This window comes from Geotalea daltonii FRC-32 (assembly GCF_000022265.1).
GTDB classification, from domain to species: domain Bacteria; phylum Desulfobacterota; class Desulfuromonadia; order Geobacterales; family Geobacteraceae; genus Geotalea; species Geotalea daltonii.
Map to the genome: position 1 here is coordinate 2180443 of NC_011979.1, position 24049 is coordinate 2204491.

Consider the following 24049-nt stretch of genomic DNA (forward strand, 5'->3'; position numbering starts at 1 on the left):
TTTCTTCTGCAAGTTGCATCGTCTCGCCCCTCTGCTATACTTCTCATGAGCTTTTCGCCATGTTCCCCTCTATGGCTTCTCATCGCATTCCTGCAAAGGATTTCCCATGCCGTTCAATATGAATTTCAGTCCTGAATGGATTGAAGAGCAGTACCTTCTTTGGCAAGAACACCCTGAGCGGCTGCCGGTCGACCTGCAGGCATTTTTCAACGGTTTCGAGTTGGGGCTGGAAGGTGGCGAAGGCAAAGCAGACCTTCGTTTTGCGATCAAGCAATCGGCGGTGCAGTCGCTTATCTACCGCTACCGGGACATCGGCCACCTCCTTGCCTGTACCGATCCCCTTTCTCCCTGCCAAATCGACCACCCCCTGCTCAGTCTTGAAGCATTCGGCCTGGATGCCTCCGACCTGGATAAGGTTTTCCATACCCGCCGCTTCATGAAGGAAAGTGCAACTCTGCGAGAGATCCTGCAGGTAATGCACGATACCTACTGCCGCTCTATTGGTGTTGAATTCATGCATATCCAGGAACCGGCGGAGCGGCAGTGGCTGATGGACCGCATGGAGCCGGTGCGAAACAGCCCCTCCTTTTCCATTGGCCAAAAGCAGGAGATAGCCGGCCATATTTACCAGGCAGCGCTATTCGAGGCATTCCTCAACCGCAAGTTCGCCGGCCAGACCCGCTTCTCCCTGGAAGGGGGGGAAAGCCTGATACCCCTACTCAAGTGGCTTATGGCAGGAGCGGCCGAACGGGGTGTCACTGATCTGATCCTGGGGATGCCCCACCGTGGGCGGCTTAATGTATTGGCCAATGTGTTTGACAAGCCGCTGGAGGAAATTTTTGCCGAGTTCGCCGATAACAGCCAGCATGGGATCATCGGCGAGGGAGACGTAAAATATCACAAGGGATATTCCATAGATGTAACGCCGGTGGGCGGCCATACCATTCATCTTACCCTGGCGGCCAATCCAAGCCATCTGGAGGCCATCGACCCGGTGGTGGAAGGAAAATGCCGGGCACGCCAGGATCGCTGCTGCGACAGCCGCGGCGACCTGGTCCTGCCGGTCCTTATCCACGGCGATGCCGCCTTTTCCGGGCAGGGGGTGGTGGCCGAAACCTTCAACCTCTCCCAGCTGGAAGGCTACCGCACCGGCGGCACTGTGCACATTGTCCTCAACAACCAAATCGGCTTTACTACCCTTGCTGCCGATGCCCGCTCCAGCTGTTATGCCACCGATGGGGCGAAAATGGTCCAGGCTCCCGTTTTCCACGTCCAGGGGGACGACCCGGAGGCGGTGGTCCATGCGACGAGGCTAGCCCTGGAATACCGGCAGGCTTTTCGTCGTGATGTGGTGGTGGAGGTCATCTGCTACCGGCGCTACGGACATAACGAAGGAGACGAGCCCTACTTCACCCAGCCCCTCATGTACGAAAAGATCAAGAACCGTCAGCCGCTCCATGAGCTGTACGCTATGAAACTGAGAGATGAAGGCGTTGACGGCGCTGAGCTGGAAAAGCTCTTCCGGGCAGTTTCTGCCCATCTTGAAGCCGCTATCGGGCAGGAAGCCACCGACTCCGACGTGGGGTTCCGGGAAGGGTGGGGCGGAATCGAGCGGGATTACGCCCCCCATAAGGTCGAAACCGGAGTCGGGGCAGGAGAACTTATTTCCATGATGGAGGTTCTGACGGCCTTTCCGGATGGCTTTACGCCACATCCGAAACTGGCAACCCTGCTGAAACGGCGGCTTGAAGCGGTGAAACAGGGCAACGGCATCGACTGGGCCACCGCGGAGAATCTGGCCTTTGCTTCACTTCTGCAGGAAGGTACTTCCCTTCGTCTTTCCGGACAGGATGTGAGAAGAGGCACCTTCAGCCAACGTCATTGCACCTTCTTCGATTATCACACCGAAAAGATGCATGTTCCCCTTGCTGCCCTGGCCAAAGATAATGCAGTATTCAACGCTTACGACAGCATGCTTTCCGAGTATGCTGTGCTCGGTTTCGAATACGGCTACTCGGTGGAGTCCCCCTTGGGACTGACCGTATGGGAGGCCCAGTACGGAGATTTCGCCAACGGTGCACAGGTTGTCATCGATCAGTTCGTCTCCTCGGGGGAAAGCAAGTGGGACCGGGGAAGCGGTCTGGTCCTGCTGCTTCCCCACGGCTACGAGGGGCAGGGAGCCGAGCATTCCAGCGCCAGGATCGAGCGGTTCCTCCAGCTCTGCGCCATGAACAACATGCAGGTGTGTTATCCGACAACTCCGGCCCAATATTTCCATCTGCTGCGACGTCAGGTAAAGCAGCCCTTCAGAAAGCCGCTGGTTATTTTCACTCCCAAAAGCCTGCTCCGCAATCCCCTCTGTGTCTCAACCCTGGATGATTTCGGCGGCTGGTTCCGGGAGATCCTGCCCGCAGAAGACAACCCGGACAAGGTTCGGCAGGTGCTGATCTGCTCAGGCAAGATCTATTTCGAGCTGCTTAAGGAGAAGATGGCTGCGGGGCGGGAAGACGTGGCACTGGTGAGGATCGAGCAGCTTTATCCTCTGCGTCTTGACCTGCTTCGCGATACCCTTCTCAGATACCGGCAGGCCTCCTTTCGCTGGGTACAGGAAGAACCGCGCAACATGGGGGCATGGATTTTCATCCGGCCGCAGCTTGAGGAAATAACAGGCGGCAAGGTGGCATACGTGGGGAGGGAGGAGGAAGCGGCGCCGGCCGTCGGGTCCCATCGGCAGCACATGGTGGAGCAGGAACGGGTGATAAATGATGCATTTGCCTAGAAATTTATGGAGAGACCCATGGAAATAAAAGTTCCGGCAGTGGGGGAATCGATCACCGAGGCGCTGGTTGCCAAGTGGCACAAGGGGGATGGCGAGCGGGTGGAGAAGGATGAGGTCCTCTGCGAGATCGAGACCGACAAGATCACCCTGGAGATCAATGCAGATGCTTCCGGAACCCTTGCCATCCGGGCAAAGGAAGGGGAAACGGTGCAGATTGGCGCTGTCATCGGCACCATTGATGAAAAAGGTGCGGCAGGGCAGGCCTCTGGCCCGGCGAAGCCATCAGGCCCGGAAAAGGAAAAAACAGAGCCGCAGCCGCCGCTTTCTCCGGCGGTGCGGAAGATGGCCCAGGAAAAGGGAATAAAGGCTGAAACCATCAAGGGGAGCGGCAAGGGGGGCAGAGTAACGGTGGACGACCTGCTCAAGCAACAGCCTGAGCCGAGTCCGCAACCTACTCTTTTCGTCCGCTCGGAGGAGCCTGCGCCATACCAGACCGTTGAGGAAAGCAGGATCACCCGCAAAAAGATGACCCCGATCCGCAGAAAGATTGCCGAAAGACTGCTGGCGGCGCGGCAGCAGACGGCCATGCTCACCACCTTCAATGAGGTCGATATGGGCAGGATCATGGAGCTGCGCCGGCAGCACAAGGAACACTTCCAGAAGAAATTCGGGGTGACCCTGGGGTTTATGCCCTTCTTCATCAAGGCCTGTATCGATGCCCTCCGTGAATTCCCCATGGTCAACGCCCGCATCGACGGCGATGAAATAGTCCAGCAGCATTTCTATGACATGGGTATAGCCATTGGCGGCGAAAAGGGACTGGTGGTGCCGGTTATCCGCGATGCCGACCGGTTGACCCTTGTGGAGATGGAGAAAAAGATACGATCGCTGGTGGAGCAGGTCGAGAACAACCGCTTGAGCCTTGAAGATTTGACCGGCGGCACCTTCACCATCAGTAACGGCGGCGTTTATGGTTCCATGCTCAGCACCCCCATACTCAATCCGCCCCAGAGCGGTGTGCTGGGGATGCATGCCATTCAGGACCGGCCGGTGGCCAGGGACGGGCAGGTGGTGATCCGTCCCATGATGTACCTGGCGCTCTCCTACGACCATCGCATTATCGATGGGCGGGAGGCGGTGGGGTTCCTCAAGAGGGTGAAAGAGTATGTCGAGGATCCGGAGGAAATGCTGTTGGAGGGATAGCGGCTTCGCCAAAAGTCCATCTGCGGCGTTGCGCACCCACTTCGTCACTGCGGCGTACCTGGTGTACGCCTCATTCCTCAGTGGCTGCACGCCTTGCAGCTGGAACTTTTTGCTGTGCCGGAAATTGTCTGGCAAAAACATATTGGAAAGGGAGTTTATGCAATGTCCGATGAAATGTACGATCTGATCATTATCGGTGCCGGGCCGGGGGGCTATGTGGCGGCGATCCGCGCTGCCCAATTGGGGATGAAGGTGGCGGTGGTGGAGCGTGGCGAACGCCTGGGCGGGGTTTGCCTCAATGAGGGCTGCATTCCCAGCAAAGCGCTGCTTGATTCCAGCGAGCTCTTTGCCCTGGCACGGGATAAATTTGCCCTCCATGGTATCGGCATCAACGCACCCACCCTGGACTTGACGAAAATGATGGCCCGCAAGGACGACGTGGTGAAAAAACTCACCGACGGCATCGCCTTCCTTTTCAAGAAGAACAAAATAATACGCATCCTGGGAACGGCCAAGCTTGGGGCGGCCGGCAATGGGGAGCGGCGGGCGGTGGAGGTCCTGGGGGCAGGGGGAGAAAAGCAGGCGATAGTCGGCAAACACATACTTCTTGCCACCGGCAGTCAGGCCATAGAGGTGCCGGGGCTCCCCTTCGACGGCGAGACGGTGGTGAGCGCCCGCGAAGCGCTATCTTTTCCGGAAGTGCCTGAGCACCTGCTGGTGATCGGCGGTGGTTATATCGGACTGGAGCTTGGTTCGGTCTGGCTGCGCCTGGGAAGCCGGGTGACAGTGGTGGAGATGTTGCCGAACATTCTGCCCAACACCGACCGGCAGGTTGCCGACACCCTTTTGCGGTCCCTGAAAAAGCAGGGAATGGGATTCATGCTGGGGGCCAAGGTTGAAGGTTTGCAGAAGAAGGATGGCAAGGCATCCGTCACCGTCAATGTCGCCGGCAAGGGTGAACAGCTTTCCTGTGACAGGGTGCTGGTCGCTGTGGGGAGAAAATCGCTTACAGACGGGCTCGGGGGGGAAGAGGCCGGTATTGCCTTCGACTGCGGCAGGATCAGAGTTGACGATAATTTTGCCACCTCTGTCCCCGGAATTTATGCCATCGGCGACCTTATTCATGGCCCGCTCCTTGCCCACAAGGCGATGATGGAGGGTGAGGTCTTCGCCGAAAGGCTGGCAGGTCAAGCCTCGGTGGTTGATTATGAGTTCATTCCCGGTATCATTTACACATGGCCTGAAGCGGCATCGGTTGGAAAAACCGAGGAACAGCTGCAGGCGGAGAGCCTCTCTTATTCTGTCGGACGCTTCAATTTCATGGCCAATGGCCGGGCCAGGTGCATGGACGAGACGGAAGGATTCGTCAAGGTGCTTGCCCACAAGGATACGGGCCGGGTGCTCGGTGTCCATATCATTGGTCCCCGTGCCTCGGATATGATTGCCGAAGGGGTGACGGTGATGACCTACGGCGGCACCGCCGAGGATATAGCACTCACTTTCCATGCCCATCCGACGTTGTCGGAGGCGGTTAAAGAAGCAGCGCTGGATGTGGAAAAACGAGCAATCCATGCGTGATTCGCGTTGAAAAACGCCCATCTGCGGCGTTGTCTTCGTCGCTACGCTGCTCACATACTGATGTATGCTGCGCTGCTCGCTCCTCGACGCCTTGCACCTGGGCATTTTTGAACGCGAATGAAATGGGCGGGTTGATATTCAAGAGGGGGTTGTTATGGGAAAGAATTTAGCAATCAAGATCCTGGAAGCACACCTGGTTGAAGGGGAGTTGGTGCCCGGCAAAGAGATCGCCATTCGCATCGACCATACACTCCTTCAGGATGCCACCGGTACCATGGCTATCCTGGAATTCATGGCCATGGGGGTGGAACGGGCAAAGGTGGAGCTGGCGGCCCAGTACATAGATCACAACCTGCTCCAGACCGATAACAGGAATGCCGACGACCATGTCTTTCTCATGACTGCGGCCCAGAAATTCGGCATTCACCTATCCAAACCGGGGAACGGCGTTTCCCACCAGGTGCACCTGGAGCGTTTCGGCGTGCCGGGCAAGGTCATGCTGGGTGCCGATTCCCATACCCCGACCGCGGCAGGCCTGAGCATGCTCGCCATCGGCGCCGGGGGGATGGACGTGGCCATGGCCATGGCCGGGCATCCATTCCACCTCTCCTGCCCCAAAATCATGGGGGTAAAGCTCATCGGCCAGCTGCAGCCATGGGTTTCCGGCAAGGATGTCATCCTGGAGATGCTCCGCCGCCACACGGTCAAAGGGGGAGTAGGGAAGATCATCGAATATTACGGGCCGGGGGTGGAGACCCTTTCGGCCACCGACCGGGGGACCATCGGCAACATGGGTGCCGAGCTTGGCGCCACCACCTCCGTCTTTCCTTCCGACGGGCGAACCAGGGAATTCCTTGAATCCCAGGGGCGAGGCGACTGCTGGCAGCCCTTTGCCGCCGATGCCGATGCCACCTACGATGAATACGACGAGATCGACCTCTCCCAGGTGGTGCCCCTTATCGCCTGCCCTTCCTCACCGGACAATGTGGTGCGAGTCAAGGACGTGGAGGGGATCAAGGTGGACCAGGTAATTGTCGGCAGCTCGGTGAATTCCTCCTTTCGCGACCTGATGACCGTCTGCCGAATTCTGGACGGGCGACGGGTGGCGCCCCAGCTCTCATTCAACATCAATCCGGGGAGCCGCCAGGTGCTGGAAAACGTGGCGGACCGCGGCGGGCTCATGTCGCTGCTCCTGGCGGGTGCCCAGGTCCACCAGCCCGGCTGTCTCGGATGCATCGGCATGGGCCAGGCACCGGGCACCAACCAGGTCTCCCTGCGCACCTTCCCCCGCAACTTTCCCGGCCGAAGCGGTACCAAAGACGACAAGGTCTACCTCTGTTCACCGGAAACCGCAGCTGCCGCAGGTCTTTTCGGCGTCATTACCGATCCGCGCAAGCTCTCCGACATGATGCCATGGCCGAACGTGCAGAATCCGGAACGTTACGTGGTGGATGATTCCAGCGTCATCTATCCAATTGAGGATACCAGCGGCGTGGAAATCGTCACCGGCCCGAACATCGTGCCATTCCCGGATTTCGAGCCGTTGCCGGAGGACCTGCAGGCCGAGGTCATCATCAAGGTGGAGGACAACATCTCTACCGATACCATCATGCCCGCCGGCAACAAGGTTCTTCCCCTGCGAAGCAACATCCCGGCCATCAGCCAGTTCGTCTTCGGCCAGATTGACCAGGAATTTCCCCAACGTGCCCAGGCAAAAGGCAACGGTGTAGTGGTGGCTGGAGAAAACTATGGGCAGGGCTCATCCAGGGAACATGCCGCCCTGGCGCCCCGCTACCTGGGTATCCGCGTCAAGCTGGCCAAGAGCTTCGCCCGCATCCATAAAGCCAACCTGATCAACTTCGGTATCCTGCCCCTTATCTTCAAAGATCCTGCCGATTATGACCTGATCGTGCAGGGTGACGTCCTCACCTTCAATGGCCTGCGCCGACAGGTGGCAGAGGGGGCCACGGAAATACCTGTGAGGATAGGGGACAGGGAAATCAAAACAATTCTGCAGGTATCGGAGAGGGAAAGACAGGACCTGCTGGCCGGCGGTACACTGAATCACGTGAAAAAAGGGAATCTGTAGGGGCGGCCCCATGTGGCCGCCCGAAGCGCACGCGCTGTGTGACCCACCAAGGCAGGGCACTCACGCGGGGGTGCCCCTACATTCCGTAACCAGTCGAGGTACATATGGAAACACATCTGCGCGACGTATTTCCCGATGAGGATCTGCTCCACATGTACGGACAGACGGCTCTCTGCCGCGAATTCGAAGAGTCGTGCGCCGAACAGTATACGAAGGGGCACATCACCGGGTTTCTCCATCTTTACAGCGGCCAGGAAGCGGTGGCGGTCGGTTCAACCAAGGCGCTGCAGCAGAACGATTACATCCTTTCCGCCTACCGGGAGCATGCCCAGGCCATCGTCCGCGGCGCCGAACCCAAGAGGGTCATGGCGGAGCTGTTCGGCAAGGCGACCGGCCTGTGCAAGGGAAAAGGGGGCTCCATGCACCTTTTCAGCCCCGAGCTCAACTTCATGGGGGGCTATGCCATAGTCGGCGGCCAGTTTCCTATTGCCGTAGGACTAGCCTTTGCCTCCAAATTCAAGAACGAAGGGCGTATCGCCGCCTGCTTCTTCGGCGATGCTGCAGTCAACCAGGGCAATTTCCACGAGGCGCTGAACTGGGCCAGGGTTTGGGAACTGCCGGTGCTTTTCATCTGCGAGAACAATTTTTACGGCATCGGCACTGAGGTGCACCGCTCCTCCGCCCTGCCGGACATCCACCGCCGCACCTGCGGCTATGATATGCCCTCGGAACGAGTGGACGGCATGGACGTGATAGCAGTTTATCAGGCAGTCAGCCATGCCGCGGAATGGGTCAGGGAGCAGAGTCGCCCCTATCTGCTGGAGGCCATGACCTACCGCTTCCGCGGCCACTCCATGGCCGACCCCGGCAAGTATCGCAGCACCGCCGAGCTTGAGTTGTGGAAGAGCCGGGATCCACTGCTCAAGCTCGGCAGACGACTGGTGCAAGAGGGAATTGCCGAACAGGAAAGACTTGATGCCATTCGTGCCCAGGCGGTGGAGACGGTGCAGGAGGCGGTCAAGTTTGCCGAGGAGTCTCCGTGGCCGGAGGATGGGGAAGTCTACACGGATGTGTATATCTGACTTTCACCCCCTTTCCCTTGATGTACCCGCAGGGCATAAAGGAGAGGGTTGGGGATAGGAGAAACCGGAATGCTGGAGCATTGACCCCCTCATCCGGCCTTCGGCCACCTTCTCCCTCAAGGGAGAAGGGTAGATCGAGTGAGAACCGGAAGTGACATGAAAAAAAGAGGTCCACATGTCTGAAATGACATACAGAGATGCAATCAACCTGGCCTTGAAGGAGGAGATGCGACGCGATCCGCTGGTGGTGACCTGGGGCGAGGATGTGGCCCTGTACGAGGGGTCATTCAAGGTAACCAGGGGGCTTTTGGCCGAATTTGGCGAGGAGCGGGTCCGAGACACACCTATTTCTGAAAACACCATCATCGGCGTTGCCATCGGCGCGGCAATGGGGGGCTTAAGACCGGTCCCCGAGCTGATGACGGTTAACTTCGCCCTGCTTGCCATGGACCAGATCATCAACCATATGACCAAGATCCGCTACATGTTCGGCGGCCAAGCGAAGCTGCCCATGGTCATCCGTGCTCCAGGCGGCGGGGGAAGCCAGCTGGCGGCCCAGCATTCCCAGTCCCTGGAAACTTTTTTCATGCATACCCCCGGTATGTACGTGGCGGTACCTTCGACCCCGGCCGATGCCAAAGGGCTGTTGAAAACCGCCATTCGCAATGACAATCCGGTCCTCTTTCTGGAACATGAGCTGCTCTACAACAGCAAGGGAGAGGTCCCCGAAGATCCTGAATACCTGGTTCCCTTCGGCAAATGTCAGATCAAGAAGACCGGCAGCGATGTCACCATCGTCACCTATTCGCGCATGACCATACTGGCCCTGGCTGCGGCCGAGGAACTGGCCAAGGAAAAGATCAGCTGCGAGGTGGTGGACCTGTGCACCCTGACACCGCTGGATAGCGACACCTTTGTCGGCTCTATTCAGAAAACTGGACGGGCGGTGGTGGTGGAGGAATGCTGGCGGACCTGCGGACTTGGCGCGGAAATAACCTCCCGCATTTACGACGGCTGCTTCGATATGTTGCTGGCGCCGGTACAGCGTGTCGCGGGGCTGGATGTGCCCATGCCATATTCACGCAAGCTGGAAAAACTGTGCATCCCACAGGTGGGGGATATCGTCACGGCGGTGAAGGAAACCCTGAGCGGGAAATACTGAGGAGATAGTCTGATAAGGTATCACCCCCTCCCTAACCCTCCCCCATGAAGGGGGAGGGAATGTTAGTAAATACAGGTTGCGAGGTTCCATATGGCCACTGACATAACAATGCCCAAGCTGTCCGACACCATGACCGAAGGACGCCTCATTTCCTGGAAAAAATCGGTGGGGGACCAGGTAGAACGTGGCGACATCATTGCCGAAGTGGAAACGGACAAGGCGAACATGGAATTGGAGTCGTTCGGTGCCGGCATCCTGCTGGAGCAGCGGGTAAAGCCGGGAGAAATGGTGCCGGTGGGAATGGTAATCGGAGTGGTCGGGGCACCGGGGGAGAAGGCGGAAGCGAAGCCTGAGGTGGTGCCGGAGCAGCCTGCCGCCGAAGTGATCCCCCCGGCGGTCGACAAAACCTCCAAAAGCGCGGCACAAGGCTCCACCGGTGCCATGGCCGGTGATGTTCCCGAACGGATCATGGAATTGCCTGAGGCGCGGGAATTTACCAAGCCAGGTGCCGGAGATAAGGCTTCGCCAAGGGTTCGGCGCCTGGCAAGGGAAAAGGGGATCGACCTGACGCAGGTTACCGGCAGTGGGCCCGAAGGGCGTATCCTGCAGGAAGACCTGGCGCGGTTTGGGGTTCATGAAGAGAAGAAGGAGAAAAGACCCGCTGGGGAAGCGGCAGAGCAGGCAGAAGCTCCATCGGCTGCCGGACAGCCACTAAGCCGCATGCGGACAGCCATTGCCCGCAAGGTGAGCGAGTCCTGGCGGCAGATTCCCCATTTCACTGTAATGGTTGCCGTCGAGGTCGGTGAGGCGGAGAAGGTCTACCGGGAGCTGAAGCAGGCCGGCACGGCGGTAACTCTCAACGACATCATCATTAAAGCCGTTGCCGCCACCATCGGCAAATTTCCCCTCGTCAACGCTTCCTTCAGCCAGACCGGTATTGAAACGCACGATGAAATCAATATCGGTGTAGCGGTAAGCCTGGATGAAGGACTAGTGATGCCGGTAATCAAAGGCTGCCAGACTCTTTCCGTCAGGGAAATTGCCGCACGGAGTCATGAAGTCATCGACCGGGCCCGCAATGGTACCATCGGCGAGAACGAGCTCAGCGGCGGTACCTTTTCCATTTCCAATATGGGCATGCTGGGGGTCGAACAGTTTTCCGCCATCATTTATCCTCCCCAGGGCGCCATACTGGCTGTTGCCGCGGCATTAGACGAGGCCGTGGTGAGGGGAGGGCAGGTGGTTCCATCCAGAATCATGCGTATGACCCTTTCCGCCGACCATCGCCTGATAGATGGCGCCTATGCGGCTCGCTTCATGGCAGAGCTGAAACGGGTGCTGGAGAACCCAGTTGTCCTACTCATCTGACAGAAGATGTTCTCTGCATACCAGGGAGCTCGGCCTTATGGATTTCGCCGCCGCCCATTCCCTGCAGGAGCGTCTTGCCGGAGATGTCTACAGGGGCGAATCTCCTGAGACGCTGCTTCTGCTGGAGCATCCGCCAGTCTATACCATAGGCAGCGGCGGCGATGCCGGCAACGTTCTGGACAGCGCCATCGAGGTGAGGCGAATCAACCGGGGGGGAGACGTGACTTACCATGGTCCGGGTCAGCTGGTCGGTTATCCGATCATGGACCTCTCCCAGCGGGGCCGCGACCTGCAGCGCTATCTTCGTTTTCTGGAACAGGTGCTGATCGATACTATTGCCGATTTTAAGGTGGCGGCCTTTCCTGTTGCAGGCAAAACCGGTGTCTGGACCGGCAGGGGAAAGATTGCTTCCATAGGGGTCGGCGTGAGGCGTTGGGTCACCATGCATGGCTTTGCCATGAACGTGGTCAACGACTTGATACCCTTTTCCATGATCAATCCTTGCGGCATGGCCAACTGTCCGGTTACTTCCCTCGGTGCAGAAACAGGCGCCCGGATTCCCATGGAAGAAGTACGTTCACATCTTTCTGCCCGGTTCCAGGAGTTGATGGATATATGGCTGCCGCTCAGTACCTGTTGACAAGCAGCACATTTTCCCAGGAGGTTGCATGGTTATCGATGATCTGAAATTACCCGTGGAAAAGCTCAGATGGGAATGCGATCCCCAAAGCTTCGATTTTGAAACCACCAGCGATATTCCCGGTCTGGAGGGGACCGTCGGCCAGGTGCGGGCGCTGAAATCCATAGAATTCGGCCTGGGGATGCAGGAGGATGGTTTCAATATTTTTCTTGCCGGGGAACCGGGCACCGGACGCAGCACCACCATCAACAACCTGCTCAGCAAAAGGGCGAAGTCCGAGCCTCCTCCCAAAGATTGGTGCTATCTGCACAATTTCAAGTCCCAGGACAACCCCATTGCCATTCCTCTCCCCGCCGGCATGGGCTGCCAATTTGCTTGTGACATGGATGAATTTGTGGAGGGGGTCAAGGCAAACATCCCCAAGGCCCTGGAAAGCAAGGAGTATGAGACGAACAAGCTGGCGATAATGGAGGATTACCAGGAAAAGAACAGTGAGCTGTTCGGCAACCTGGAGAAGGAGGCCGGTGAAAAGAGCTTTGCCCTGCAGCGAACCGTGTCGGGCCTGGTGATGGTGCCGCAAAAGGAGGGACGGAGCTACACCCAGGAAGAATACGATGCCCTGTCGAAGGAAGAACGGGACAAACTGGACGAGGTCGGCAAGGAACTGTCGGAAAAACTCAATGACGTGCTCAGGCAGGTGCGGGAGAACGAAAAGTCCACCAAGGAAGAACTGGCCAAACTTGACCGGGAACTGGGGCTTTTTTCCGTCGGTCACCACCTGGATCCGCTGCGGGATAAGTACCGCGAATTCCAAAAAGTGCTCGACTACCTGGAGACGGTGCAGGAGGATATCCTTCTCAACCTGGAGGACTTCAAGCCCCAGCCGCCGGCGCCGCAGCTACCGGGTATCAGGCTGCCGCGGCAAGAGCCATCCTTCGAGCGTTACAAGGTCAACTTGTTTGTGGACAACAAAGAAATCCAGGGAGCACCGATCATCTTCGAGGCCAACCCCACCTACAACAACCTTTTCGGCCGCATCGAACACGTCATGCAGATGGGGGGAGCCGCCACCACCAACTTCACCCTTATCAAGCCGGGTGCGCTGCACCGGGCCAACGGCGGCTATCTCATTGTCGACGCCCGCGAAGTGCTTATCAATCCCTTTGCCTGGGATGCATTGAAGCGTTGCATCAGAAACGGCGTCATCAGAATCGAGGATGTGCTGGAGCAGTACCGGTTCATGACGGTGGTTTCACTGAAGCCGGAGCCGATTCCTTTGCAGGCAAAGATCATCATGATCGGTTCACCCTGGATCTACTACCTGCTTTATTATCTTGAGCCGGATTACCGTAAATTCTTCAAGGTCAAGGCCGAGTTCGACAGTCGGGTGAATCGGACGCCGGAGATCATGAAGGATTATGCGCTGTTCGTCTCCATCCACTGTCGGGAGGAGAAGCTGCTTCCCTTCGACCGCACCGGGGTTGCCGCCCTCTTGGATTACTCGGCGCGCCTGGTGGAGGACCAGGAGAAGCTTTCCGCCCAGTTCATGGAGATCTCGGACATGATTCGCGAGGCTGATTATTGGGCCCAGAAGGAAAACAGCCCGGTGGTTACCCGCGAATATGTGAAGCGCGCCATAGCCGAAAAGAACTACCGCAGCAACCGTATAGAAGAGCGGATGCAGGAGATGATCACCGACGGCATCATTCTGGTGGACACGGCGGGGGGGGAAGTAGGGCAGATAAACGGCCTTTCAGTTATCACCCTGGGAGATTTCGCCTTTGGGAGGCCTTCGCGGGTGACGGCACGGGTCTATATGGGACGCGGCGGTATGGTGAACATCGAACGGGAGGTGAAACTCTCCGGGCCGATCCACGACAAGGGCGTGCTGATTCTAACCGGCTACCTGGGGGGGAAATATGCCCATGACAAGCCCATTTCTTTTTCCGCTTCCCTCTGTTTCGAACAATCCTACGAAGGGGTGGAGGGGGATAGCGCGTCATCGACCGAACTCTATGCGCTGCTCTCGGCCCTTTCCGGTGTGCCGCTCAAGCAGGGCATCGCCGTTACCGGCAGCGTCAATCAGCTGGGCAAGGTGCAGCCCATCGGCGGCGTCAACTACAAGATCGAAGGGTTCTATGCCGTATGCAAGGCCAAGGGGCTTACGGGTGACCAGGGGGTGATCATTCCAAAAAGCAACGAGCGCCATCTGATGCTGAGCGACGAGGTGGTCGAGGCGGTAAAAGAGGGAAAATTCCACATCTGGAGTGTTGAATCCATAGATCAGGGCATTGAGTTGCTGACAGGTGTCCCTGCCGGAGAGCTGCTTGCCGATGGCACCTACGCTGCAGGAACGATCAACGGTATGGTGGACAAGCGTTTGCGCGAGATGCAGGAAAAGATGAAAAAAATGACGGCAACGGGCGAAAAAGAGGAAAAGGCAGGTAATAACAGGAATGACAAGTAACTTCCCGGTCGGCGTGCCAATGGTTCATCCACCGTGTGGGGACTGTTTCAGGCGCAGGACCAGACAGGTAAGTTCGAACCAGAGACGGACAAGGATCATTGCCGCCAGCCGGCCCGGCAGATGGTCGGAAAGGCGGTCGAGAAAGCGGTCGTAAAATTTGAGGAATACATGTTTTCCCGCTCCGGTGGCAAGCCCTTTTCTAAAGTTGTGCCGTACATCCACTGCCAGTGCCAACTGCCAACCGTTATCGCGGACATAGGTGCCGGTATCCAACCAGAGTTTTTGCCGTTCCCGCCACGGCAGCGCCTGGATGCGGCGCCTGAAGAGCTGGAAGAAGGGGCGAAGCTGCAGTTCGGTGGTGCGGTCCTGGGTTGCATAGATGCGGGGAATGTCCAGCAGAAAATCTTCCCTGCCGATTGCTGCCAGATTGAGAATGAGGGCATTTAAGGTTTGTCGGGTCGAAAGCCCCTCACTTTCGAAGCGGCGGGCGGATGTGTTGACGATTGCGGGAATGAGAATCCATTCCCCCTTTGCGGCTACGGCTTCGGCAAGCCTCGTATCTTCCAGAAACGGCAGTGATTCTTCAAAGAGCCCTATTTCGCGAAAGAACGAGCGGCGCATGAGAAAGCTCTGGTCGCCGTGGATACAGTGGCGACGGGCAAGCCTGGCCTTGGTTTCCAGGTAGTGGTAGCCGAAAGAGCGTTTCCCGTAATCATGCAGAAAGCGGAGGGCAAAATGTCCCGCCACCCGCTCGTCGTCCCGTGCGGCGATGGCGCCATTCAGGCACTGCATCCCTTGTTTGAGAGCATCGCCTGATGCAAAGCTTGAATCGGCATGGAGAAAAAGAATGGTCTCGCCGCAGCTTGCGGCGACGCCGGCATTGAGCTGGCGGCCGCGTCCCTTCTCACTGTGGATTACCGAAACGGGAAAGGGCGCTTCTTCCACCAGGGACCAGGCCCTTGCCACCGTTGCATCGCCCGAGCCGCCGTCGCAGATGATCAGCTCGAATGCCACCCCATCCTGGGCCTTCAATGTGTGGAACAGGTCGTCGATGACTGCAGCCTCATTGTAGACCGGCACTATTATGGAAAGTTCGGGTTTTATCGCAGGAAATGCCATTCTGTCTCAGTGCTGAATAAGGCTGTCGGCCCTTGACACCAGGTCGGGGAGGTCAGGTTTGGTCAGGATGTCGTTGGCGCCGATGCTCTTCCATTTATTCTTATTATCTTCCGAGGCCAGGGAAGAAAAAATCACCACCGGCAATCCTTCGAATCCACTTTCTTTCCTGATCAGAGAGGTCAGGTGCAACCCATCCATCTTCGGCATTTCGATGTCGGTAATAAGCAGATCAACCTCGCTTCTCAAGTCGGTATTGGCGCTTCTGCTACGGGCCAGCTTTTCGTTCAGCAGATGCCATGCTTCCTCGCCGTTTTCAGCCTCATCCACTTTGTAGCCTGCGTTGCGTAACGTTGTGCAGATGGTCTGGCGGATAAATGCCGAGTCGTCAGCCACCAGAATCCTTTTGGCTGACCTGTCGAAAACGGGTGACATCTCCAGCTGTTTCTGCCCCAGTTCGGTCATGACATCTGCAGCGCACAGTTCACCGACAATCTTCTCAAAGTCCAGGAGGAGAATGATCCGGTTTTCCATCTTGACCACCCCGGTTATCCTTGAATCGCTGGCGTGCTTCACCGGAGGTTCAACCGATTGCCAGGAAATGCGGTAGATGCGCGATACCGAATGTACCAGGACACCGACGATCAGCCTGTTGAATTCAAGGACGATGACCTTGTCCGTGGCAATACCATCGGTATTTTTGTTCAGGACGATGGCCAGGTCGATCAGGGTAATCACCTTGTCCCGCAGCTTGATCATTCCCTTGATGGAAGGGGACGGGTTGATGGTTGTCCTGATCTCCGGCACCCGGATGATCTCCCGAACCTTGGCTACATTGACGCCGAAGTAGCAGGGAACGACCTTGCCGTTGCCGTCAATTTCATCAACCCGGAATTCGACTATTTCCAGCTCATTGGTGTCGCTTTGCAGCAGAATATTGTTGTTAATGTCCATGGGGCTCTCGCTTTGCAGGTTTTATTTGAACTGCCCATTTAAACTCTATCGGCAGTTAGCCGCGAAAGCTTAGGGGTAAATCATTTTTTATCATCCATGGCACAAATATCCACCTTGTTGTCGTAAAAGGTGCTGCCTTCTCCCCTGTCGGTCAGCCGTTGGGAGGTGAGGGCATTGACCGACCGTGACCCCGGCGCGTAGGTCAGCCACCATACCCCTTCAGCAACTACTACCCCCCTGGGCACCTTTGAGGTAATGCGCAAGGTGAAGGTTACCTCGCCCAGGTCATTCCGGGCGCGTACGGCCTTTCCGTTCTCAAGGCCCTTTTCCTCGGCGTCCAGCGGGTTCATCTGCAGAAGCATTCCTCCCTGCTTGCGGCGCAGCTCTTCCTGTTCGTAAAAAGACGCGTTGAGGGCATATGGCGTGGGCGCCGTCATCAGTCGAAAGGGAAATGGGTCGTTATCTCCGTGGGGGGGGAGGTAACAGGGAAGGGGATGCTCTTCCCGCGGGTTGAAAATCTCGATTCTGCCCGAGCTGGTGCGGTACGGGAAGCCTGTCTCCGGCAGCCGAAGCTGGACGGCCCTGCCGACCGCGAGCGCTTCAACGTCAATGTCTTGTCGAAGACTGGTGGGAATGGACAGCAGGTGATCGATGAGATCATCGGCGGTCTGGCGGAAGAACGGATCATCCAGTCCCATGGCCTGGGCAAGCAGGCCGAATACCTCCCGGTTTGACTTGCTCTGGCCGACGGCAGGAATGACAGCCCTGGCTCGCTGGATATGGTAAGTACCGTAGCTGCGGTAGAGGTCGCTGTGCTCCAGGGATGAGGTGGCGGGCAGGACGATATCGGCATGGCGGGCGGTGTCGGTCATGAACCGCTCGTGGATGACGGTAAAAAGGTCTTCCCGCAACAGCCCCTTGATGACCGCATTCTGATCAGGGGTCACGGCGGCCGGATTGGAATGATAAACATAGAGGGACATGACCGGCGGATCATTCAGCCCGTTGAGGGCATTTCCCAGTTGATTCATGTTGACGATGCGGGTGGGAGCGGCCATGAAATCCTCCCGCGTCACCTCCTTCATGGCGAAGGCCGGGCCGGTGGATGTGCCGGGGAAACAGCCTCCTCCTTCCCTGCCGTAGGCGCCGGTGATTGCCGGCAGGCAGGCGATGGTCCGGATGGTCATGGCGCCGTTGCCATAGCGTGAGAGCCCGCTGCCGAGTCGAATGTATGCCGCTTCAGCTTTGCCGTATTCCCTTGCCAATCTCTCGATCTTTTCTCCAGCAATTCCGGTGATCGCCGCTACTTTCTCAATGGAGTAATCGGGCAGAACCTGATCCTTCAGCTCCTGGAAGCCCTGCACCCGTTGTGCGACGAATCCGTGATCCACCAGATCATCCCGCACCAGAATGTGCATCATCCCCAAAGCCAGGGCGCCATCGCTGCCGGGGCGTACCAGGATCACTTCATCGGCGGCTGACGCGGTTGCCGTTTCATAGGTATTGATCAGCCAGATCCTTGCCCCGTTCCGCTTTGCATCCTGCACGCCGCGCAGGAAATGGATACTGGTCGCTGCCGCGTCGATTCCCCACAGGATAACCAGGTCGCTCTTGGCAACGGATTCCGGTGGCGGTGGTGGCGTTTCCCCCATCACCGCCTGCCACCCGGCATCCTTGGCCGGTGAGCAGATGGTCCGGGCCAGGCGGGAGGCGCCCAGTGCATGAAAGAACGGATGGCCGCTGTTCCGCTGGATCAGCCCCATGGTGCCGGCATAGGAATAGGGAAGAATGGCCTCGGCACCGTATCTGCCGATGATCTCCCGCCAGCGCAGGGCGATTTCACCGATGGCGTCATCCCAGGTGATCGGCGTGAAGTTGCCGCTTCCTTTGGCTCCGCTCCGTTTGAGCGGCGTGATCAGTCGCAGCGGTGAATGGACGGTCTGTTCATAGTGGAGCATTTTCGGGCAGAGCAGGCCACGGGTATAGGGATGATCAGGGTCGCCGCTGACCCTGACGGCCTTGCCCTCGGAGATTTCCACCAGTAGCCCGCAGGTATCCGGGCAGTCATAGGGGCAGGCAGAGCGTTTTATCTGAGTTGTCACACAAAGCTCCCTTTCGTTACCGAATGAATAAAGACCTGCCGAGTTTAGCATGAAAGCAGGCACACAGCTTCACCCTCGTTGACTGAAATACCATAACTTGCGCCAAGGCGGTTTTTCCTGTTATAACTCACCCATGGATAACGGGCGCGAACGCATTTCCCTGGGGGAGATTTTCACAACCTTTTTTTATATCGGTGCAACCGGTTTCGGCGGCGGCATGGCTATCGTTTCCCTCATGGAGCGGTTCTGTGTCCACCGCAAACGCTGGCTCGGCCTCGATGAATTCATGCACGGCCTGGCCTTCGGCCAGATCCTTGGCCCTTTTTCCCTGAATACCGCCATCTTCATCGGCTATTACCTGCGCGGCAGCTTGGGTGGCATCACGGCTGCGGTGGGCTTCATCTCTCCGTCCTTTTTTCTTATTTCGCTTTTGTCCTGGCTCTATTTCAGATTTCACGAGCTGCCCCAGCTGCAATCGGCTCTCAAGGGGACAAATCCGGTGGTAATAGCGCTGATTGTAGTGGCTGCAGCCGGAATGGTACGCAGTAAGGTCAAGAGCGTCAATGACTGGCTGCTGGTGGCCATATCCTTTGCCGCAGTTGCCTTCTTCAAAGTAAATGCGCTGGTCGTTCTTGTGCTGGCTGGGATATGGGCCTTCGGGCGGGGATATTACCGGAAGGAACACCAATAATGGCCGCCATCTTCAACCTTGCCTGGATATTTCTCAAAATCGGCTTCATTTTTTTCGGTGGCGGCTACGTTTTGATACCTTTGCTGCATCGGATCATGGTCGAGCAATACCAGTGGTTGACTCTGAGGGAATTTCTCGATGGGGTGGCTCTGTCACAGCTGACTCCCGGTCCACTGGCCATGCTGGCCACTTTCACCGGTTTCAGGGCCGGCGGCTTCATGGGAGGTCTGATAGCGACCATTTTTATTTTTCTGCCCGGCACGGTCCTGATGCTGTTCTTTGCCAACCGTTACGAGAAACTGCGTGACATGGAACTGATGAAAGCCGCTCTTGACGGCATACTGCCGGCGGTGATAGGCTTGGTGGCTTCGGCGGCCTATAATCTGGGCACCACCTCGCTCGGTTCTCCCCGGGATTTTGTCATGCTCGTTGCCGGTTTTCTGATCCTTCAGTTCACCAAGGCCAGCCCCATGCTGGTCATACTGGGGGCTGGGGCAACAGGCTATTTCCTGCACTTTTCCTGATCATTCATGCTCAACTGACACCTACATCGCTTTCATCTTCCGGCCATCGGTGCATGCAGTAAACGCACTCTTCCGTGCCATGGAGGATGGTGTCCCGAAGCTGTTCCCCTTCATATCTGGCCGGGCATCTCCGGGGGAGCGGATAACGGTGTATGGTGTTATTTTTGATAAAAAACATGCTTGTCTCCTTTGCCGGAAGGTTTGAACATGCTCCCAACCGCACAAAAACCCCGGGGCCCCTTAAATCGTTGCATGGGGGGCGAACTGGGGTCCTTCATGTTTCTTCTGGCAGTTGACACAGTAAATGGCGTCCGGCACGACCTTCATCCGCTCGGTGGGTATCTCCTCGCCGCAGTCTTCACAAATGCCGTAGGTCCCTTCTTTCAGCTTGCGCTCTGCTTCTTCCAGGTGGGAAAGTTCTTCCTTCCTGGAATCCGCAACCGAGAGCCCGGTATCCCCTATGACATCCAGCAGGCTACGATCACCATCATCCAGAGCATTTTCATACTGGGCGTTGCTCTGTGCGCCCAGATTTTCGAACAGTTCAACCCGCAGGTCATTCCATAACCGGCGTTTTTTCTCCATCAGGATTTCTTTCAGCTCTTCATCGCGGCTGCCCATGACAACCTCCCGGATGTGGGATGAAAGGACTCAATAAAACTTTACCATGGATGGGAAAAAAGGAAATTACAGGGGTTTTTCCTCTTCAAGGACCTGCACCCGCAGCCCCTGGCCGGGAGCAGAGATGTAAAGGAAAAGAAGGTCCACCCGGTTAGGAAGATGAGGCTTGATACGGAAATCCTCTTTGAAGCTCCATCGGAAACTTCTGACTTTGCTGTCTTCGGCAATGCCGAGGCGGCGGATGATTTCGCCGGTCCTGCCCCTGGGGACGGCACTGTTGACGGTTTCGATTTCGGTGAAAAAGGAGGGGAGCCTGCCTGCTGCCGGATACTCGGCAAGGCAGAAATCATAGCAGAGGGATTCCCTGATCTTTTCCCCTCGGGAAGAGGGGAGAATGGTTTCAGCAAAGTGCCACAGGCTTTCAAAAAGCCCCGACAAGGGGGTATGCATGGGGATGTCCTGCTCTTCCCAGTAATGGGCAGCTGCATGGAAAATATCGGCCAGGGGGGCATGCTCCGCCAGTACGGACAGCGATGTGCCGAATCTGCCGCTGTTGTAGAGCAGGTCCACCAGTCTGGAGATTAATTCTATCCTGCAGATATCTCCATAGGTCAGCCAGGGAGTGCGTAAAATCTTGTATGGCGGGGCGGCAGAATAGGCATAGCCTTCGCTGTCGGCGATCTTGCGCATGGGGGCGCCCTTCAGCACCTTGAGCGGTTCTACCTGGATATGGTGAGGGTTCAATTGGAAAAGGCTCTGCAGGGAATGGAGAAAGCCCTGCAGGTCTTCTTCCGGCAGCCCCGCCACCAGGTCCAGATGGATGGTGACGTGAGTGTCCTGCCTCAGCCTTGCCACATTGCTAAAAAGTCTTTCCAGATCGGATTTCCGTCCGACCCGTTCCAGGGTTTCCGCATCCCTGGACTGGACTCCGATTTCGAAGCGGAAGGTGTCCCGGGGAACTCTCCCCAGCAGCTCTACGTTCTCATCGGTCAGAAGATCGGCGGCAATCTCGAAATGAAAGCGGCTTTGCCGGTTGTTGCAGAGGATGAAGTCCCAGATCTCGTTGGCGCGGGAGGCATCGTAGTTGAAGGTCCGGTCCACCAGCTTGACGGTCTGGACCTCCTTTGCCATAAGAATGCCCAGATCGTCCCTGATCCGCTCCATGGAGAAGGAGCGCACTCCCCGTTCCAGGGATGACATGCAGAAGGCGCAGGAGAAAGGGCAGCCCCGGGATGTCTCGAAGTAGACCAGCGGCTTTTTCAGGTCGGCAAGGCCTGCAGCAAAGGGGGATGGGATCGAATCAAGGCAGGCGATGGGGGCCCGTTCAGGGGCTGCGATTATATCTGCTCCCGTGCGGCAGAGGATGCCGTCAATATCTTCAATGGGTTGATCAGACAACAATGCCTCCAGCAGTTGCCGGCAGCTGGCTTCTCCTTCGCCCCTGACGATGCAGTCCACAGCCGGATGGCGGTCGAGGAGTTCAAAGACGCCATGGGATGCCTCCGGCCCGCCGAGGACAATGCAGGTTTCAGGCTGTACCAGCTTCAGGTCGGCAGCCAGTTTCAAGGTCTGGTGGATATTCCAGATGTAGCAGGAGAACAGTACCACATCCGCCTTTTCTGCCACGAGCTGGTGCAACACTGCGTCGGAGGGCTCGTTGATAGTGAATTCTCGGATGATGGTTTCCAGCCCCGCCAGGTCCCTGCAGGCAACGGTCAGGTAGGGAAGGGCCAGGGAGGCGTGGACATACTTGGCGTGGAGGGTGGTAAAGAGAACTTTCATGGCGGAATTGTAGCGGATGGGTATGTGAATGGCCAGTAAAAGTTAGGCAAATATCTACCGTGTCAGTTGCTGGTCATGGAATTGTTATGCTACTGTAGCGGTGTCAAAACCGGAAGGAGGAGAACATGAAAACAAGAATGCCTAAAATGCTTTACGCCGATGCAAAAGGAAACATCTTCGACCATCCGGATTTCTCTATGGCCGGCATGAATGGTACGGAAGCGGTGCTTCCAGAGGATGTGGAACTTATTCCGCTGCCGGAAGACAGCCGGCTCTTTACCATTCCCGATACGCCTCCCATTGCCTGGGACCGGAAGCAGGGGCGGTTTGTCACGGTGGATACGGTCCGCGAGGGAAAACGCAGTCAGCGGGTGCAGGCGGTCTCGGCTTTCATGGCTCCCGGCTATATGCGAACGCTGCTTCCTGCTTGTGATTACAGCCGAAAAAAGATCCATCTGCCGCTCTGGTCTTACACGGCCGTGGGCTGGGATGAGGAAAGCGAGCGTTTCGTGGTGGCGGCCAGCAGGGTGGACAGCAATCAGAACTGGAACCCTTGCAACTACGACGATCGCAAGCTTGATCCACTGGTGCGCAAACGCCTGCGGGAGATGCCGGACAACCGCCTCTTGGAGCAGCTGGCCCGATGTGCCGTGGATTACCATTGTTTTGCCGCCAAGAATTTATTTTTCCGCCGGTGGGAGGCGCCGTTGCCCACCTCTCCCGTTTGCAACTCACGCTGTCTCGGCTGTATCAGCCTGCAGCCCTCCGACTGCTGTCCCTCCAACCACGAGCGCATCTCCTTCGTGCCAACACCAGAGGAGATCGTCGAGCTGGCGCTGCCCCACCTGAATGAAGCCCCCGACCCGATTGTCTCCTATGGTCAGGGTTGCGAAGGGGATCCGATCATGCAGGCCGACACCATTGCCGAAGCCACCCGCCGCCTCAAGGCTGCTACCAGCAAAGGGACCGTCAACTTCAACTCGAACGGCTCGTTTCCCGAAAGGGTGCGCATGCTCTGCGATGCCGGAATGGACTCCATGCGCTTTTCCATGAATTCGGTGCAGGAGGAATTCTACAACCGCTACTATCGCCCGGTGGGATATAAATTTGAAAACGTGGTGGAGTCGGTGAAATGTGCGAAGGAACGAGGCCTCTTTACCATGATCAATTACCTGGTGTCGCCGGGGCTGACCGACAGTGAGGCCGAGGTGGATGCGCTGCTGAAATTCATCGGCGAGAGCGGAGTGGACATGCTGCAGATGCGAAATCTTTCCATCGACCCGGATTTTTATAATAAAAGGATGCAGCTCTCCGGACGGGGCATCGGCATGTATCGAATGTTGGAGCGGGTGAAAAGGGAGTTTCCGAGGATTCAGTTCGGTTATTTCAACAGGACCAGGGAAAACTTCTATCCGGAAGGACTGGAAAACAGCTGGCCCATCAAAAGTTGACGGGCGGAGTAAGGAAGGATCAGTCTCGCTTGTGGCAGTCGCTGCAATGCTGGAGCGGTCCTACCCCCAGCTTTCTATGGCAACCCAGGCAGAGCTTGTGGGCAGAGTCGTGATCCAGCTCGATGAAACGCGGTGGCCCATTGTGGCAATCGCCGCAGGTGAAATTCCTGCGGTGATTGACGTGGTCGAAGGTAATGTCGCCGTTATAGGCTTTGAAGGTATAGGCGCTTTCTGCGACGACCGCACAGGATAAGAGCATCAGCATCAGGAATATGCTTTTTTTCATAATTATTACCGTATAATCGCCGTTTAGAAATTTAGGTAATGTATAGATAAATGTCGCAACATTGTCAATGAGATCTTCCTTCAAGTTTCTCGCCAATCGCCCAACTCCAACTACCCTTTATTTGTAGTCGTCACAAGAATCTCGCAGTTCTCGC

Annotated in this window: 19 protein-coding genes; 12 read left to right on the forward strand and 7 right to left on the reverse strand. The window is 57.0% G+C overall.

Going from position 1 to position 24049, the window contains the following annotated elements; translation table 11 throughout:
- Positions 1–106 precede the first annotated feature (106 nt).
- The 9 genes from GEOB_RS09705 to GEOB_RS09745 all read left to right on the forward strand — a co-directional run bounded on the left by GEOB_RS09705 (position 107) and on the right by GEOB_RS09745 (position 14368).
- Complete coding sequence (locus GEOB_RS09705; RefSeq protein ID WP_012647034.1) at positions 107–2779, forward strand: 2-oxoglutarate dehydrogenase E1 component; 2673 nt, start codon at positions 107–109, stop codon at positions 2777–2779.
- Positions 2780–2797: 18 nt separating this feature from the next.
- Positions 2798–3982: a 2-oxoglutarate dehydrogenase complex dihydrolipoyllysine-residue succinyltransferase gene (gene odhB, locus GEOB_RS09710; protein WP_012647035.1), complete on the forward strand. Its 1185-nt coding sequence runs from the start codon at positions 2798–2800 to the stop codon at positions 3980–3982.
- Positions 3983–4144: 162 nt separating this feature from the next.
- On the forward strand, positions 4145–5560 hold the full coding sequence (gene lpdA, locus GEOB_RS09715) for a dihydrolipoyl dehydrogenase (RefSeq protein WP_012647036.1): 1416 nt from the start codon (positions 4145–4147) through the stop codon (positions 5558–5560).
- Positions 5561–5714: 154 nt separating this feature from the next.
- Positions 5715–7649 carry an aconitate hydratase gene (locus GEOB_RS09720; RefSeq protein WP_012647037.1) on the forward strand — a complete coding sequence of 645 codons (1935 nt, stop codon included), beginning with the start codon at positions 5715–5717 and terminating at the stop codon, positions 7647–7649.
- A 104-nt stretch (positions 7650–7753) separates the two neighbouring features.
- The gene (gene pdhA, locus GEOB_RS09725) at positions 7754–8731 is read left to right on the forward strand and encodes a pyruvate dehydrogenase (acetyl-transferring) E1 component subunit alpha (protein WP_012647038.1); all 978 of its coding nucleotides are present in this window, start codon (positions 7754–7756) and stop codon (positions 8729–8731) included.
- Between the two features lie 175 nt (positions 8732–8906).
- On the forward strand, positions 8907–9893 hold the full coding sequence (locus GEOB_RS09730; RefSeq protein WP_012647039.1) for an alpha-ketoacid dehydrogenase subunit beta: 987 nt from the start codon (positions 8907–8909) through the stop codon (positions 9891–9893).
- Between the two features lie 90 nt (positions 9894–9983).
- Positions 9984–11261 (forward strand): dihydrolipoamide acetyltransferase family protein, encoded by a 1278-nt coding sequence (locus tag GEOB_RS09735; RefSeq protein WP_012647040.1) that lies wholly within the window; start codon positions 9984–9986, stop codon positions 11259–11261.
- A 13-nt stretch (positions 11262–11274) separates the two neighbouring features.
- Complete coding sequence (gene lipB / locus GEOB_RS09740; protein ID WP_083767199.1) at positions 11275–11901, forward strand: lipoyl(octanoyl) transferase LipB; 627 nt, start codon at positions 11275–11277, stop codon at positions 11899–11901.
- A gap of 28 nt (positions 11902–11929) precedes the next feature.
- Complete coding sequence (locus GEOB_RS09745) at positions 11930–14368, forward strand: Lon protease family protein (RefSeq protein WP_012647042.1); 2439 nt, start codon at positions 11930–11932, stop codon at positions 14366–14368.
- A 24-nt stretch (positions 14369–14392) separates the two neighbouring features.
- On the opposite strand, the gene GEOB_RS09750 is transcribed toward GEOB_RS09745, so the two are convergent.
- The 3 genes from GEOB_RS09750 to GEOB_RS09760 form a co-directional block, all read right to left on the reverse strand.
- A complete protein-coding gene (locus tag GEOB_RS09750) occupies positions 14393–15487 on the reverse strand; it encodes a TIGR04283 family arsenosugar biosynthesis glycosyltransferase (protein ID WP_012647043.1) in 1095 nt (364 codons plus the stop codon).
- Positions 15488–15493: 6 nt separating this feature from the next.
- Positions 15494–16438 (reverse strand): chemotaxis protein CheV, encoded by a 945-nt coding sequence (locus GEOB_RS09755; RefSeq protein ID WP_012647044.1) that lies wholly within the window; start codon positions 16436–16438, stop codon positions 15494–15496.
- An 80-nt stretch (positions 16439–16518) separates the two neighbouring features.
- Positions 16519–18540 (reverse strand): molybdopterin oxidoreductase family protein, encoded by a 2022-nt coding sequence (locus tag GEOB_RS09760; RefSeq protein WP_012647045.1) that lies wholly within the window; start codon positions 18538–18540, stop codon positions 16519–16521.
- A 133-nt stretch (positions 18541–18673) separates the two neighbouring features.
- On the opposite strand from GEOB_RS09760, the gene GEOB_RS09765 reads away from it, so the two are divergent.
- Positions 18674–19231 carry a chromate transporter gene (locus GEOB_RS09765; protein WP_012647046.1) on the forward strand — a complete coding sequence of 186 codons (558 nt, stop codon included), beginning with the start codon at positions 18674–18676 and terminating at the stop codon, positions 19229–19231.
- A complete protein-coding gene (locus GEOB_RS09770) occupies positions 19231–19755 on the forward strand; it encodes a chromate transporter (protein WP_012647047.1) in 525 nt (174 codons plus the stop codon). The genes GEOB_RS09765 and GEOB_RS09770 overlap by 1 nt, the downstream gene beginning before the upstream one ends.
- A gap of 10 nt (positions 19756–19765) precedes the next feature.
- On the opposite strand, the gene GEOB_RS20295 is transcribed toward GEOB_RS09770, so the two are convergent.
- From GEOB_RS20295 to GEOB_RS09780, 3 genes are all read right to left on the reverse strand, one after another.
- Entirely contained in the window at positions 19766–19933 is a 168-nt protein-coding gene (locus GEOB_RS20295; RefSeq protein ID WP_012647048.1) for a hypothetical protein, read from the reverse strand.
- A gap of 62 nt (positions 19934–19995) precedes the next feature.
- Positions 19996–20376, reverse strand: coding sequence for a TraR/DksA family transcriptional regulator (locus GEOB_RS09775; RefSeq protein WP_012647049.1), 381 nt, complete (start codon positions 20374–20376; stop codon positions 19996–19998).
- A 66-nt stretch (positions 20377–20442) separates the two neighbouring features.
- Positions 20443–22158 (reverse strand): B12-binding domain-containing radical SAM protein, encoded by a 1716-nt coding sequence (locus GEOB_RS09780; RefSeq protein ID WP_012647050.1) that lies wholly within the window; start codon positions 22156–22158, stop codon positions 20443–20445.
- 125 nt (positions 22159–22283) lie between these two features.
- Between GEOB_RS09780 and GEOB_RS09785 the strand changes: the two genes are divergently transcribed.
- The gene (locus tag GEOB_RS09785) at positions 22284–23609 is read left to right on the forward strand and encodes a radical SAM protein (RefSeq protein WP_012647051.1); all 1326 of its coding nucleotides are present in this window, start codon (positions 22284–22286) and stop codon (positions 23607–23609) included.
- Positions 23610–23628: 19 nt separating this feature from the next.
- Here the strand turns inward: GEOB_RS09785 and GEOB_RS19750 are convergent, their stop codons facing one another.
- The gene (locus GEOB_RS19750; protein ID WP_154650478.1) at positions 23629–23895 is read right to left on the reverse strand and encodes a cytochrome c3 family protein; all 267 of its coding nucleotides are present in this window, start codon (positions 23893–23895) and stop codon (positions 23629–23631) included.
- Positions 23896–24049 lie beyond the last annotated feature (154 nt).

Excerpts from the sequence above, each read along its gene's own strand:
- GEOB_RS09705 (WP_012647034.1), top strand. The coding sequence starts at position 107 with ATGCCGTTCAATATGAATTTCAGTCCTGAATGGATTGAAGAGCAGTAC.
- odhB (WP_012647035.1), top strand. The coding sequence starts at position 2,798 with ATGGAAATAAAAGTTCCGGCAGTGGGGGAATCGATCACCGAGGCGCTG.
- lpdA (WP_012647036.1), top strand. The coding sequence starts at position 4,145 with ATGTCCGATGAAATGTACGATCTGATCATTATCGGTGCCGGGCCGGGG.
- GEOB_RS09720 (WP_012647037.1), top strand. The coding sequence starts at position 5,715 with ATGGGAAAGAATTTAGCAATCAAGATCCTGGAAGCACACCTGGTTGAA.
- pdhA (WP_012647038.1), top strand. The coding sequence starts at position 7,754 with ATGGAAACACATCTGCGCGACGTATTTCCCGATGAGGATCTGCTCCAC.
- GEOB_RS09730 (WP_012647039.1), top strand. The coding sequence starts at position 8,907 with ATGTCTGAAATGACATACAGAGATGCAATCAACCTGGCCTTGAAGGAG.
- GEOB_RS09735 (WP_012647040.1), top strand. The coding sequence starts at position 9,984 with ATGGCCACTGACATAACAATGCCCAAGCTGTCCGACACCATGACCGAA.
- GEOB_RS09745 (WP_012647042.1), top strand. The coding sequence starts at position 11,930 with ATGGTTATCGATGATCTGAAATTACCCGTGGAAAAGCTCAGATGGGAA.
- GEOB_RS09750 (WP_012647043.1), bottom strand. The coding sequence starts at position 15,487 with ATGGCATTTCCTGCGATAAAACCCGAACTTTCCATAATAGTGCCGGTC.
- GEOB_RS09755 (WP_012647044.1), bottom strand. The coding sequence starts at position 16,438 with ATGGACATTAACAACAATATTCTGCTGCAAAGCGACACCAATGAGCTG.
- GEOB_RS09765 (WP_012647046.1), top strand. The coding sequence starts at position 18,674 with ATGGATAACGGGCGCGAACGCATTTCCCTGGGGGAGATTTTCACAACC.
- GEOB_RS09770 (WP_012647047.1), top strand. The coding sequence starts at position 19,231 with ATGGCCGCCATCTTCAACCTTGCCTGGATATTTCTCAAAATCGGCTTC.
- GEOB_RS20295 (WP_012647048.1), bottom strand. The coding sequence starts at position 19,933 with ATGTTTTTTATCAAAAATAACACCATACACCGTTATCCGCTCCCCCGG.
- GEOB_RS09775 (WP_012647049.1), bottom strand. The coding sequence starts at position 20,376 with ATGGGCAGCCGCGATGAAGAGCTGAAAGAAATCCTGATGGAGAAAAAA.
- GEOB_RS09780 (WP_012647050.1), bottom strand. The coding sequence starts at position 22,158 with ATGAAAGTTCTCTTTACCACCCTCCACGCCAAGTATGTCCACGCCTCC.
- GEOB_RS09785 (WP_012647051.1), top strand. The coding sequence starts at position 22,284 with ATGAAAACAAGAATGCCTAAAATGCTTTACGCCGATGCAAAAGGAAAC.
- GEOB_RS19750 (WP_154650478.1), bottom strand. The coding sequence starts at position 23,895 with ATGAAAAAAAGCATATTCCTGATGCTGATGCTCTTATCCTGTGCGGTC.